The organism is Pseudomonas sp. TJI-51 (assembly GCF_000190455.2).
Taxonomy (GTDB): Bacteria; Pseudomonadota; Gammaproteobacteria; order Pseudomonadales; family Pseudomonadaceae; genus Aquipseudomonas; species Aquipseudomonas juntendi.
Genome location: NZ_AEWE02000099.1, coordinates 14,483 through 27,013, shown reverse-complemented (window position 1 = coordinate 27,013; position 12,531 = coordinate 14,483). Strand labels below are relative to the sequence as shown.

General features: G+C 60.5%; 12 protein-coding genes and 2 pseudogenes. All 14 read left to right on the top strand.

Translation table 11 applies throughout. The annotated features are described in order from the left end of the window. Positions 1-20 precede the first annotated feature (20 nt). Entirely contained in the window at positions 21-281 is a 261-nt protein-coding gene (hfq, locus tag G1E_RS20225; protein WP_003258160.1) for an RNA chaperone Hfq, read from the top strand. 12 nt (positions 282-293) lie between these two features. Continuing rightward, a complete protein-coding gene (gene hflX, locus G1E_RS20220) occupies positions 294-1,595 on the top strand; it encodes a ribosome rescue GTPase HflX (protein ID WP_009681305.1) in 1,302 nt (433 codons plus the stop codon). A 96-nt stretch (positions 1,596-1,691) separates the two neighbouring features. Beyond that, the gene (gene hflK, locus G1E_RS20215; protein WP_009681304.1) at positions 1,692-2,873 is read left to right on the top strand and encodes an FtsH protease activity modulator HflK; all 1,182 of its coding nucleotides are present in this window, start codon (positions 1,692-1,694) and stop codon (positions 2,871-2,873) included. After that, positions 2,873-3,742 carry a protease modulator HflC gene (gene hflC, locus G1E_RS20210; RefSeq protein ID WP_009681303.1) on the top strand — a complete coding sequence of 290 codons (870 nt, stop codon included), beginning with the start codon at positions 2,873-2,875 and terminating at the stop codon, positions 3,740-3,742. The genes hflK and hflC overlap by 1 nt, the downstream gene beginning before the upstream one ends. 301 nt (positions 3,743-4,043) lie before the next feature. Continuing rightward, the gene (locus tag G1E_RS20205; protein ID WP_009681302.1) at positions 4,044-5,231 is read left to right on the top strand and encodes an ATP phosphoribosyltransferase regulatory subunit; all 1,188 of its coding nucleotides are present in this window, start codon (positions 4,044-4,046) and stop codon (positions 5,229-5,231) included. A 56-nt stretch (positions 5,232-5,287) separates the two neighbouring features. Further along, positions 5,288-6,580 (top strand): adenylosuccinate synthase, encoded by a 1,293-nt coding sequence (locus G1E_RS20200; RefSeq protein ID WP_009681301.1) that lies wholly within the window; start codon positions 5,288-5,290, stop codon positions 6,578-6,580. A 585-nt stretch (positions 6,581-7,165) separates the two neighbouring features. Then, positions 7,166-7,906 (top strand): annotated as a pseudogene (locus G1E_RS30275) (HAMP domain-containing protein); the annotation flags it as partial. Beyond that, complete coding sequence (locus tag G1E_RS30270) at positions 7,880-8,764, top strand: methyl-accepting chemotaxis protein (protein WP_370593776.1); 885 nt, start codon at positions 7,880-7,882, stop codon at positions 8,762-8,764. The pseudogene G1E_RS30275 and the gene G1E_RS30270, both read left to right, overlap by 27 nt. A gap of 186 nt (positions 8,765-8,950) precedes the next feature. Beyond that, positions 8,951-9,403, top strand: a complete 453-nt coding sequence (locus G1E_RS20190; RefSeq protein ID WP_009681299.1) for a DUF2867 domain-containing protein — start codon at positions 8,951-8,953, stop codon at positions 9,401-9,403. A gap of 249 nt (positions 9,404-9,652) precedes the next feature. After that, the gene (locus tag G1E_RS20185) at positions 9,653-10,141 is read left to right on the top strand and encodes a type VI secretion system tube protein Hcp (RefSeq protein WP_009681298.1); all 489 of its coding nucleotides are present in this window, start codon (positions 9,653-9,655) and stop codon (positions 10,139-10,141) included. A gap of 9 nt (positions 10,142-10,150) precedes the next feature. After that, positions 10,151-11,122 carry a hypothetical protein gene (locus G1E_RS20180; RefSeq protein WP_047150054.1) on the top strand — a complete coding sequence of 324 codons (972 nt, stop codon included), beginning with the start codon at positions 10,151-10,153 and terminating at the stop codon, positions 11,120-11,122. Beyond that, on the top strand, positions 11,119-11,493 hold the full coding sequence (locus tag G1E_RS20175; protein ID WP_009681296.1) for a hypothetical protein: 375 nt from the start codon (positions 11,119-11,121) through the stop codon (positions 11,491-11,493). Before G1E_RS20180 ends, G1E_RS20175 begins: the two co-directional genes overlap by 4 nt. Positions 11,494-11,716: 223 nt before the next feature. Further along, positions 11,717-12,091: a hypothetical protein gene (locus G1E_RS20170; protein WP_009681295.1), complete on the top strand. Its 375-nt coding sequence runs from the start codon at positions 11,717-11,719 to the stop codon at positions 12,089-12,091. 107 nt (positions 12,092-12,198) lie between these two features. Continuing rightward, a pseudogene (locus tag G1E_RS20165) lies at positions 12,199-12,525 on the top strand (Hcp family type VI secretion system effector); the annotation flags it as partial. Positions 12,526-12,531: the final 6 nt, after the last annotated feature.

The window sequence follows — 12,531 nt, the reverse complement described above, 5'->3', positions numbered from 1 at the left end:
TCCTTACAGGAGTGCGGCATATGTCAAAAGGGCATTCGCTACAAGACCCTTACCTGAACACTTTGAGAAAAGAGAAGGTCCCGGTTTCCATTTACCTGGTCAACGGCATCAAACTGCAGGGTTCGATCGAGTCGTTCGACCAGTTCGTGGTACTGCTGAAGAACACCGTGAGCCAGATGGTCTACAAGCACGCCATTTCGACCGTGGTGCCAGCCCGTCCGGTTCGCCTGCCAAGCCCGTCCGATTCCGAGCACGGTGACAGCGAGCCAGGCAACGCCTGATAGGAGCCTGCATTGTTCTTTGAGCGCCACGGTGGTGGTGAGCGGGCGTTGCTCGTTCACTTGGAAGGTCAGAACCCTGAGGCGCGCGAAGACCCGCAGGAGTTTCAGGAACTGGCATTGTCGGCCGGTGCCGACATCATTTCGCTGGTCACGGTGACAAGGCATCAGCCTTCCGCCAAATACCTGATTGGCAGTGGCAAGGTCGAAGAGCTGCACGACCTGGTCCATGCCGAACAGGTAGACCTGGTGATTTTCAATCACACCCTCACGCCCAGCCAGGAGCGCAACCTTGAACGTGTGTTCGAGTGTCGTGTGCTCGACCGCACCGGGCTGATCCTCGATATCTTCGCCCAACGGGCGCGTACCCATGAAGGCAAGCTGCAGGTCGAACTGGCCCAGCTGGAGCACATGAGCACGCGGTTGGTGCGTGGCTGGACTCACCTGGAGCGGCAAAAAGGGGGTATCGGCCTGCGCGGCCCGGGTGAAACCCAGCTGGAAACCGACCGGCGCCTGTTGCGCGTGCGCATCCGCCAGATCAAGTCGCGCTTGGAAAAGGTCCGTAGCCAGCGCGAGCAGGCACGGCGCGGGCGCAAGCGTGCAGACATCCCTTCGGTGTCGCTGGTGGGTTACACCAACGCTGGCAAGTCCACGCTGTTCAACGCCCTGACCGAATCCGAGGTGTACGCCGCGGACCAGCTGTTCGCTACCCTCGACCCGACCTTGCGCCGGCTCGAGCTCAACGACCTTGGCCCGATCGTGCTGGCCGACACCGTGGGCTTCATTCGCCATTTGCCGCACAAGCTGGTCGAGGCATTTCGCGCTACGCTCGAAGAGTCGAGCAACTCCGACCTGTTGCTGCATGTGATCGATGCCCATGAGCCCGAGCGCATGGAACAGATCGAGCAAGTGCTGGCGGTTTTGGGCGAGATTGGCGCCGAAGGCTTGCCGATCCTCGAGGTGTATAACAAACTCGACCTGCTCGAAGATGTCGAGCCGCAGATCCAGCGCAATGCCGATGGCAAGCCGGAACGGGTCTGGGTATCGGCACGCGATGGGCGTGGCCTGGAGCTGGTCGGCCAGGCGATTGCCGAGTTGCTGGGGGAAGATCTGTTTGTCGGTACCCTTTGCCTGGAGCAGCGTTTTGCCCGCTTGCGCGCGCAATTCTTTGCCTTGGGTGCGGTGCAGAGTGAAGAGCATGATGAAGAAGGGCGCAGCCTGCTGAGCGTGCGACTGCCCATGGTCGAACTGAATCGCCTGGTCAGCCGCGAAGGCATGGAGCCGCAAGTGTTTGTCGAGCAACACACTTTGCAATAAATGCCCGTCGAGGTCGCCGGGCAGCAGTGACAGGCATTCTGTAGCATTGGACGGCGCGCCGTGGGCGCGTCTTTGCTTTATCAGATGGAGAGCGCTATGGCTTGGAACGAGCCGGGTGGCAACTCGAACAATCAGGATCCCTGGGGCGGCCGCCGTGGTGGCGGTGGCGGCGGTGGTGACAAGAAAGGTCCGCCGGATCTGGACGAGGCCTTCCGCAAACTGCAGGACAGCCTCAATGGCATGTTCGGCGGCAAGAAGAAACGTGGCGGCGGTGACCGCAACATCGGCAAGGGCGGTGGCTTCGGTCTGCTGGGCATCGGCCTGGCGGTGCTGGCTGCCATCTGGCTGTACAACGCCGTGTATGTGGTCGACGAGCAGGAGCAGGCCGTGGTGCTGCGCTTCGGCAAGTACTATGAAACGGTCGGTCCCGGCCTGAACATCTACTTCCCGCCAATCGATCGCAAGTACATGGAGAACGTCACGCGTGAGCGTGCCTACACCAAGCAGGGCCAGATGCTGACCGAAGACGAGAACATCGTCGAGGTGCCGCTGACCGTGCAGTACAAGATCAGCAACCTGCAGGACTTCGTGCTCAACGTCGACCAGCCTGAGGTGAGCTTGCAGCACGCCACCGACAGTGCCTTGCGCCACGTGGTGGGTTCCACCTCGATGGACCAGGTACTGACCGAAGGCCGTGAGCAGATGGCCGTGGATATCCGCGAGCGCCTGCAGCGCTTCCTCGACAACTACCGCACGGGTATCACCGTTACCCAGGTCAACGTACAGAGCGCGGCAGCCCCGCGTGAAGTGCAGGAAGCCTTCGATGACGTGATCCGTGCCCGCGAAGACGAGCAGCGCGCCCGCAACCAGGCCGAGTCCTATGCCAATGGCGTGGTGCCGGAAGCCCGTGGTCAGGCGCAGCGCATCATCGAAGACGCCAACGGCTACCGCGACGAAGTCATCGCCCGCGCCAAGGGTGAGGCCGATCGCTTCAGCAAGTTGCTCGGTGAGTACCGCAAGGCACCTGACGTGACCCGCCAGCGTCTGTACCTGGAGACCATGCAAGAGGTCTACAGCAATTCGAGCAAGGTCATGGTGGCAACCAAGGATGGGCAGAACAACCTGCTCTACCTGCCGCTGGACAAAATGGTCGAAGGCAGCCGCAACGCGTCCGCGCCAACCACCAGCGTATCGCCATCGGCCAACGATGCGGCCGCGCGTGCGGCGCAGGACATGCAACAGCAACAGCAGCCGCTGCGCACTAGGGAGAGCCGCTGATGAGCAACAGATCGCTGATCGCCCTGATCGCCGCCGTGGTCCTGGCCATCGTGGCCTGGAACAGCTTCTACATCGTGTCCCAGACCGAGCGTGCAGTGCTGCTGCGCTTCGGTAAGGTGGTCCAGGCTGATGTTCAGCCAGGCCTGCACGTGAAGATCCCGTACGTGAACCAGGTACGCAAGTTCGACGCCCGCCTCATGACCCTCGACGCCCCGACCCAGCGGTTCCTGACCCTGGAGAAGAAAGCGGTGATGGTCGACGCCTACGCCAAGTGGCGCGTCAAGGACGCCGAGCGCTTCTATACCGCCACGTCGGGCATGAAGCAGATCGCCGACGAGCGGCTTTCGCGTCGCCTGGAAAGTGGCCTGCGTGACCAGTTCGGTAAACGTACCCTGCACGAGGTGGTTTCCGGTGAACGCGACGCGCTGATGGCTGACATCACCGCATCGCTGAACCGCATGGCCAACAAGGAGCTGGGCATCGAGGTGATCGATGTGCGTGTCAAGGCCATCGACCTGCCGAAGGAAGTCAACCGCAGCGTGTTCGACCGCATGAGTACCGAGCGTGAGCGTGAAGCCCGCGAGCACCGCGCCAAGGGTAACGAGCTGGCCGAAGGTATTCGTGCCGACGCCGACCGCCAGCGCCGTGTGCTGCTGGCCGAAGCGTACCGCGAAGCGGAAGAAACCCGCGGTGACGGTGACGCCCAGGCGGCCGCCATCTATGCCAAGGCCTACACCCAGGACGCGGACTTCTATGCGTTCTACCGTAGCCTGCAGGCGTACCGCGAAAGCTTCTCGAGCAAGAGCGACGTGCTGGTCCTGGATCCGAAGAACGAGTTCTTCCGCTTCCTGGACAAGAGCAAGCCGTAATGCTCAGGCCCTGATTTTCATGCGGCAGCGCTCCGCCTGGCAGCTAAAACACCAGGCGGGGTGCATCCTGAATGAAAAGGGGTGTATCATGAGGCAGCCGGGAAATTTCCCGGCTTTTTTGCGTCTGCAAGGTTGATTGGCACAGCGCCGGTTGACGGTTTGCTCAGCTCGCAAGGCAATTCGAGGGTATCGGGTACGGTGGCTGCGCTGGGATCAGTGCTGCCCGCTGCTGTGCGCGATACCGGCTTTACTGACGGCTCGCCTGCTGGCAAGCCGCCCGGACCAGAGGGGAAATGGCGTAATGGCAACGGTAGACCGCTGGCTGCTGCCAGATGGCATCGAGGAAGTACTGCCACCTGAGGCCGCGCGCATCGAGATCGCGCGCCGCCAGGTGTTGGACCTGTTCCAGGGTTGGGGCTACGAACTGGTCGTCACCCCGCATATCGAGTACCTGGAGTCGCTGCTGACCGGCGCCGGCCAGGACCTGGACCAGCGCACCTTCAAGGTGGTGGACCCGCAGTCCGGCCGCCTGATGGGCTTCCGCGCCGACTTCACCCCGCAGGTGGCCCGTATCGACGCGCACACCTTGCGCCGTGAAGGCCCAAGCCGGTTGTGCTATGCCGGTAGCGTGCTGCACGCCCAGCCGCGCGCACTGTCCACCTCGCGCAGCCCGATCCAGCTGGGTGCCGAGCTGTACGGCGATGCCAGCCCTACCAGCGACGTCGAAGTCATCAGCCTGATGCTTGCCACGCTGCAACTGGCTGACGTGCCGGACGTACACATGGACCTTGGCCACGTCGGCATCTACCGCGGCCTGGCCCGGGCGGCCGGCCTGTCCGGGGCAGTGGAGCAGCAGTTGTTCGACGCGCTGCAACGCAAGTCGGTCGATGAGGTGCAAGCCTTGACTGCCGACCTGCCCAAGGACCTGGGCAACATGTTGCGTGCGCTGGTCGAGCTGTGCGGCGGCCGTGAAGTGCTGAACGAAGCGCGCGTGCGCCTGGGGCGCGCCCCGGCCAGCGTGCTGGCCGCGCTGGACGACCTGCTGGCGATCGCGGACCGGCTGGCGTCGCGCTACCCGGAACTGCCGCTGTACTTCGACCTCGGTGAGCTGCGCGGTTACCACTACCACACCGGTGTGGTGTTCGCCGTGTTCGTGCCGGGCGAGGGGCAGTCGATTGCCCAGGGCGGGCGCTATGACGACATCGGCGCCGATTTTGGCCGGGCACGCCCAGCCACAGGTTTCTCCACGGATTTGAAGACCCTGGTCACACTGGGGCGAGCGGAGGTCGTATTGCCAACTGGCGGCATCTGGATGCCCGACAGTGGCGACGCGGCCCTCTGGCAGCAAGTCTGCCAGTTGCGCAGCGAGGGCCAGCGTGTGGTTCAGGCTCTGCCTGGCCAGCCGTTGAGTGCTGCTCTCGAGGCGGATTGTGATCGGCAATTGATTCAGCAAGACGGGCGCTGGCAGGTTCTGCCGCTGGCCCAGTGAGTTTCTGCGTCGGCAACAGGCCGGCAACCAAGTTTGCGTGAATGAGGACCAATGTAATGGGTAAGAATGTCGTCGTCCTGGGCACCCAGTGGGGTGATGAGGGCAAAGGCAAGATCGTCGATCTGCTGACCGAACATGCTGCCGCCGTAGTGCGCTACCAGGGTGGCCACAATGCGGGCCACACCCTGGTGATCAACGGTGAAAAAACCGTTCTGCACCTGATTCCGTCCGGCATCCTGCGTGAAGGCGTACAGTGCCTGATCGGCAACGGCGTGGTCGTTGCCCCGGATGCGCTGATGCGTGAAATCACCAAGCTGGAAGAGAAGGGCGTACCGGTGCGCGAGCGCCTGCGCATCTCCCCGGCAGCGCCGCTGATCCTGTCGTACCACGTGGCCCTGGACCAGGCCCGTGAAAAAGCCCGTGGCGAAGCCAAGATCGGCACCACTGGCCGCGGCATCGGCCCAGCCTACGAAGACAAGGTCGCCCGCCGCGGCCTGCGCGTGGGTGACCTGTTCCACCGCGAGCGTTTCGCTGCCAAGCTCGGTGAGCTGCTGGATTACCACAACTTCCAGCTGGTGAACTACTACAAAGAGCCGGCCATCGACTTCCAGCAGACCCTGGACGAGTGCATGGCCTACGCTGAACAGCTCAAGCCGATGATGCTCGACGTCACCGCCGAGCTGCACAACCTGCGCCGCGCCGGCAAGGACATCATGTTCGAGGGCGCCCAGGGTTCGCTGCTGGACATCGACCACGGTACCTACCCGTACGTCACCAGCTCCAATACCACGGCTGGTGGTATCTCCACCGGTTCCGGCGTGGGCCCGATGTACCTGGACTACATCCTGGGCATCACCAAGGCCTACACCACGCGCGTGGGTTCCGGTCCGTTCCCGACCGAGCTGTTCGACGAAACCGGCGCAACCCTGGCCAAGCGTGGCCACGAATTCGGCTCCACCACCGGCCGTGCTCGCCGTTGCGGCTGGTTCGACGCCGTGATCCTGCGTCGCGCCATCGACGTCAACAGCATCTCGGGCATCTGCCTGACCAAGCTGGACGTGCTCGACGGCCTGGAAACCATCAACATCTGCGTTGGCTACAAGAACGAGAACGGTGCCGTCATCGACGCACCTTCCGATGCCGACAGCTACATCGGCCTGGAGCCGGTGTACGAAGCGATGCCAGGCTGGAGCGAGTCGACTCTGGGCGTGAAAACCCTGGAAGAGCTGCCGCAGGCCGCGCGCAACTACATCAAGCGCATCGAAGAGTTGGTCGGCGCCCCGATCGACATCATTTCGACCGGCCCGGACCGCAACGAGACCATCGTCCTGCGTCATCCGTTCGCCTGATCTGCCCTCCAGGCTGATCTGACGCCGTGGCCCTGAAAGGGGCTGCGGCGTTTTTGTTTGTGGCGTATGCCTGCCTTGAGCGCTGTGGGCTTTCTGTGGAAGCTGGCTTGCAGGCGATAGGACCAGCCTAGGCAACCCCGTTGCTCAACCTTGGCGCATATCCCTGCTCCCCCCGGCACAACCCTTGCTGTAAGAAACATCTGACGATGCCATCAAAATAGTGGCGCCAGAAAACACGAGGGTTACAACGTGTCTGCCATCCTCTCACTGTTACGAAGCCGCCTTCTGCGGCCTGTGTTTGTTGCCCTTGGTATCGCGCTTTTGGTGCAGGTACTGGTTGCCGTTGCCCTCACCCGCAGCACGGTGACTGCCCTTGAGGCCGACCTTGGCGAGCGCCTGGGTAATGACAGCCGCCAACTCGCCAGCGAGCTGGAGCAAGCCGGGCAGGATGTACGTTCGGGCCTCGACGGCCTGTCCAGTAGCACTCGCCAGCGCCTCAGCGCGGGGTTGGCGACGCGCCTGCAAAGCGAGCAGCAGCAACTGCGCAGCACCCTGGAGAAGAACCTCAAGGATTCGGCCAGCGACATGGCCGAGTTACTGGCCTCGGTCGCCCCGCGGGCGATCTGGGATAACGACGTGCCGGTACTCTCCGACTTCGCCCGCCGCGCCCAGCGCAATCCCAATGTGCTGTTCGTGATCTACGACGACGCCCAGGGGCAGCACCTGACCCGCTACCTGAACCGGCAAAACCCGATCAACCAGGCGTTGATGGAGAAAGGCCAAGGCGAGCGCGCGCTGGACAAGGTGATCGACGCCGCCCGGCGCGACCCGGCGGTGTACTTCGTGGAAGCGCCGATCAACCCCAATGGTGCGGAAATCGGCAAAGTGGTCATGGGGGTTTCCACCGCAGGCATCGACCAGGAACTCAAGGCCCTTGACCAGCGCTTTTCGGCGCTGATTGCCAGTGGTGAGCAGTTGGTTGGCGACAGCCTGAACGGTGCTGCCGCCGACAGCGGCAACACCCTGCGCGAACGTCTGGAGAAAGCACAGGGCAGTGCAGCGGCAATGCAGGCCAATACCGCGCAGACCGTACGCGATGCCGCTGCCGAGCTGCGTTGGCGCATCGGTCTGGGCTTGGCGGTGGTGGGGCTAGGTGTATTGCTGGTCGTGGCCGTGGTGCTGGGGCGCCGGGTGCTGAGCAAGTTGCGCCTGTTGATAACTGCCCTGAATGACCTTGCGGCCGGCGAGGGCGACCTGACCAAGCGCGTGTCGCTCGACAGCCGCGATGAAATTGGCGACATGGCCTCGGCGGTGAACCGTTTTGTCGACAAGCTGCAGCCAATCGTGCGGGAGGCGGGCGAAGTGGCGCAGCGTACCGGCGTGGAGATAGGCGCGATGGCCCAGCGCAATGCCGGCGCCGATGCTGCTGCCGCGCTGCAGCGTGATGAAGTGGCAGCCAGCCTGCGCGACCTGTCGAGCATGGCTGACGAAGCCCAGGCCGAAAGCCATGCGATGCAGGCGGCTCTGCAGCAGGTGGTGGATATTCGCCAGGCCACCGACGAGAACAGCCGCAGCTCGACCCAGCTGGCGAGCTTGATCGAGAACCTGGCCGGCCAAGTGGAGACGGGCTCCCAGGTGATCGAGCGCCTGGCCAAGCAGAGTGAGCAGATCGAAGTGGTGCTGACGGTTATTCACGGCATCGCCGAGCAGACCAACCTGCTGGCCTTGAACGCCGCCATCGAGGCGGCCCGGGCAGGCGAGACCGGGCGCGGGTTTGCCGTGGTGGCCGATGAGGTGCGGGCGCTGGCGAGCAAGACACAAAGCTCCACTGGCGATATACAGTCGCACATCGCCGCGTTACAGAAGGGCGCCAAGGAGGCCGTGGCTACTATCAGCCAGGCCGGGCTCAAGGCCAGTGAAGGCCTGTTGGTGCTGCGCGACAACGAACGTCGCCAGCAGTCGGTGCAGGCTGCGGTGGAGCAAGTTCACGCGGCCATTGGTTTGGCGACTCGCGCAGCCGAACAACAGGCCCATGGCGCACAGGCGGTGCGGGGGCGGGTGGAGAACATCCATGCCCAGGCCGAACGCTCGGCTGAGGTGGTGATGCAGACCACGGCCAGCAGCAAGGTGCTGGATGACTTGGCGGCTCAGCTACGCGCCAGCCTGGGCCAGTTCCGGGCCTGAATCCTGCGCAGTCTCTTCTTGTGGGAGCGGCCTTGCGTCGCGAAAGGGCCGCAAAGCGGTCCCAGGATATTCGCGTAAACACATCTATTGCTGGGGCCGCTTCGCGGCCCTTTCGCGACACAAGGCCGCTCCTACAGCAAGTCATGTTGCTATGCTGTCAGCGACACATGACAAAGGGAGTTGCTCATGTCCGCCCAATTGGTCGCCGCCCAGGCAGACCTCGATTTTCTCCACAGTGCCAGCATACAGCTCACTGCCCCGATGACCGCCCTGCAAGCCTACTGCGCCATGACCTCGGATGTTCCCGCCTGGCTGGCCAAGGCCTTCCGCATTCGTGACTTCATCTCGCGTCGATTCAATGTCGCCGATATCCATGGCTTCACTCCCCAGAATCCTGGGCATGTGCCAGCCGACGGCGAGCATCTGGACTTCTTCACTGTCGAGGCCATCAGCGACCAGCAACTGGTGCTGACGTCGCGCGATACGCACTTGGCGGTGATGGTCTGCATGGATGTGAATGGGCAGCGCTTGAAAGTGACCACGTCGGTGCGGTGTTTCAATGCCTTTGGCCGGCTGTACATGCTGCCGGTTGGCCAGGTACATGGCCTGATCGTGCGTCGGATGTTGGCGAATTTGTAGACAGCGCTGAATATGAAGGTGAAACATTCATTTACGTGATCAAGTCTGCATCTTCCTCAAAATTGTAGGGTATTTCCCAAATAGGTCTCGTTAGAATGTTTGCTGTTGCAGCGCTAGACGCAGGGAGCTAGTGTCGATCTTGCCTGAAGGCGCTCGGCAAACTTCGCCGCTTTCTTCAGGAACAACCTCAGTACGGCGATGTCGGAACATCGTCGTTATCAGCCCAATTTTTACCAAGGAGAGGTAAGCATGGCTTTCGATGCCTATATTCAAATCGCGGAAATCACTGGCGAAGCACTGGACGAGCAGTACGCCAACTGGATCGAAATCATCGGCTACAAGTTCGGTGCCAATCAGAGCACCTCTGCCACCGCAAGCTCAGCGGGTGGCGCATCATCAGGCCGCACCACACTCACCAACTTTACCTTCACCAAATACCTGGACAGTGCTAGCTGCAAGCTGCTGGAGGCTAGCTGTGCCGGGCAGCACCTGAAGGAAGTGAAGCTAGTGGTGTGCCGTGCCGGTACCGAAAAGCTCAAGTACTACGAAGTCGTTCTCGAAGAAGTGATCATCGCCGATTACGCCCAGAGCGCCAGCGCCGGGGTGCCGATAGAAGTGATTCAATTGCACTACGGCCGCATCAAGACCACCTATACGCGGCAGAAACGCCGCGACGGCAGCGCGGGCGGCAACGTGACCGGCGGCTGGGACCGCATCGCCAACAAGAAGTATGCGTGAGGTGCGACCATGTCCGAGGCACGCAGCTTTATCAATCCTCAGGCGCAATCGTATGAGTCGCTGAAGGCTGACACGCCCATGTCGGCCAATCAGCGGGCCAAGTTTGATGTGCTGAATGCACATATCGCCAATGGTGTGGTGTTCCCTGGCGAGCTTGTAATCTTGGGTGACCCAAGCACTCCGACCTGCACCAGTCATGAAGCTTTCCTCATGGGGAAGGCGGCTGGAATACACCTGGACATTGAGTTGGGCGGAGGGGGAATTGATGGATTCCTACTGGAGAACTATGAGTTGCTGCAGAGTTTGCTGGTCCGTGCTTCCATAGGCGCAGGCGTAGCCAGTGACGCCTGGAGTAAGCACGTCGAAGCTATCAAGAAAACGCTTGAAGAGATTGAGCAGCTTCATAGAGAGTATTTGAATCACGGTACGTTGAAAGAGCGTAATGATTTTTATGCGAAGCGCACAGCTTTGTTTCTGAAGTTGGAGGCGCAATTGGATGGCATGGCCGCATATGGGTCAGGGTTGCGAAGCAGGGGCAAGATCAAGAGGGCGCTTGGTATATCTACAAAAAGTTTTTTGCATACTGGCGAAATTAGCGGTTACTCAGAAAAGATAGCGGGTGTGGCGAGGGCCGCTAGTTGGATTAAAAAGGGGACGTATGTGGGCATGGCGCTGGATTTGGCGTCAACGGAGTTATCGATTCGTCAAGCTTGCATGCTCGGTCGAGAGGATGATTGTCGAAGAGTTAAGTATATCGAGCGAAGTTCATTGGCCGCTAGCTGGGGGATTGGAGGTGCGATTGGATATGTTGGGGCAGCATTGGGCCCAATGGTCTGTGTTGCGGTCGGTATTCCCACGGGAGGAACGGCAACTATCGCGTGCGCAGTGCTGGGGGGGGCCGCTGGTGGTATGGCTGGTGGGGCGCTAGGAAAAATGGGAGGCGAGACTTTGGGTGAGATTTTTTATGAGGCCGTACGATGAATAGCCAGCAGGTGGCTGTGCTCGGTGTTTTTTTGATTATTTCACCCTTCTTGATGTTCGCTGTACTGGCCTTTGTTGCGCATCGATGCTTGGGTCGTATCGAATCATACTTGTCGAATAGTCGCATGGTGGTCGTTAATAGGGAGATGTACGGCAGCTCTGGCCTGTTTGGAAGGGTCATGCGCCTCGGCTCAATTTCAGCAATGTTAACAATGAGATCCTTTAGCGTTCGTAAAGGAATGTTAGATGGCGAAGACGTCCGCAAGACTCCAGTCGATCTGAAGAAATTGTTAGTGCGTTTATGGGTTGCTCAGATTCTACTAATTACACTGATCGTACTATTTTTTACTTGGCTGCTGTATTGGCAATAGCCCATAGCCCTTTGGCATTGGGGTTGGGTGGAGGGAGCATAGGAGGCTCTGTGGGGAGTTTCCTTGCTACTGCTGGCTGTACTTTTGTGTTGGGAGTTACCACGGGGCCTGGTGCGCTTGCCTGCGCAGTCTTGGGAGGGGCGATGGGTAGTGTCGTTGGTGGGAATATTGGAGCAGAAGGAGGTGAAGTTATTGGTGAGTATTTGTATCGGAGGGTGGCGGAATGAGTATTGAGCCAGCGCTGGTATGGATGTCCATCTTAGGGCCGGGTTGCCTGGCTATGTTGGTACTGATATACGTGGCTCACAAGCATACTGATGGGATTGAAGCGTTATTGATTAACTCCAAGTACATTGGAAATATGAAAATTACTTTTTCCGGGGCGGGCTTGATTGGGAAGGTTTTACGGACGTGCGTCATTGGAGGCGTACTGATGTTCCCGGGCCCCTATGCCCGCAGGGGGCTAGTCGATTTGAGCGAGGTCGAGCGTTTCCCCGTGGGGATGAAGCGGATCATTGTAGGTGGGGTGTTAATCCTCATTATCTGTTTTTCGATGATGGTCGCATTCCGAGCATGGACGTACCTGAGTTTGCAGTAAATCCAAATTAGTTGCTATGGGAATCAGATAGCGTGAAGTCTGATGGTGGTCCAGGCTGACCAACAGCCTGGACTTGATTTCAAGCTTTGTTCGAGTAAATCTGCGTACTCAGCAATTTCACCTTCACCAAGTATCTGGACAGAGCCAGCTGCAAGCTGCTCGAGGCCAGCTGTGCCGGCCAGCACCTGAAGGAAGTGAAGCTAGTGGTGTGCCGTGCCGGTACCGAAAAGCTCAAGTACTACGAAGTCGTTCTCGAAGAAGTGATCATCGCCGATTACGCCCAGAGCGCCAGCGCCGGGGTGCCGATAGAAGTGATTCAATTGAACTACGGCCGCATCAAGACAACCTACACCCGGCAGAAACGTCTCGATGGCAGCGCCGGCGGTAATGTCACTGGGGGTTGGGACCGCATCAACAACAAGAAGTACGCGTGAGGTGCG

Excerpts from the sequence above, each read along its gene's own strand:
- G1E_RS30270 (WP_370593776.1), top strand. The coding sequence starts at position 7,880 with ATGGCCTCGGCGGTGAACCGTTTTGTCGACAAGCTGCAGCCAATCGTG.
- G1E_RS20170 (WP_009681295.1), top strand. The coding sequence starts at position 11,717 with ATGAGTATTGAGCCAGCGCTGGTATGGATGTCCATCTTAGGGCCGGGT.
- G1E_RS20200 (WP_009681301.1), top strand. The coding sequence starts at position 5,288 with ATGGGTAAGAATGTCGTCGTCCTGGGCACCCAGTGGGGTGATGAGGGC.
- hflK (WP_009681304.1), top strand. The coding sequence starts at position 1,692 with ATGGCTTGGAACGAGCCGGGTGGCAACTCGAACAATCAGGATCCCTGG.
- G1E_RS20175 (WP_009681296.1), top strand. The coding sequence starts at position 11,119 with ATGAATAGCCAGCAGGTGGCTGTGCTCGGTGTTTTTTTGATTATTTCA.
- hfq (WP_003258160.1), top strand. The coding sequence starts at position 21 with ATGTCAAAAGGGCATTCGCTACAAGACCCTTACCTGAACACTTTGAGA.
- hflC (WP_009681303.1), top strand. The coding sequence starts at position 2,873 with ATGAGCAACAGATCGCTGATCGCCCTGATCGCCGCCGTGGTCCTGGCC.
- G1E_RS20180 (WP_047150054.1), top strand. The coding sequence starts at position 10,151 with ATGTCCGAGGCACGCAGCTTTATCAATCCTCAGGCGCAATCGTATGAG.
- G1E_RS20190 (WP_009681299.1), top strand. The coding sequence starts at position 8,951 with ATGTCCGCCCAATTGGTCGCCGCCCAGGCAGACCTCGATTTTCTCCAC.
- G1E_RS20205 (WP_009681302.1), top strand. The coding sequence starts at position 4,044 with ATGGCAACGGTAGACCGCTGGCTGCTGCCAGATGGCATCGAGGAAGTA.
- G1E_RS20185 (WP_009681298.1), top strand. The coding sequence starts at position 9,653 with ATGGCTTTCGATGCCTATATTCAAATCGCGGAAATCACTGGCGAAGCA.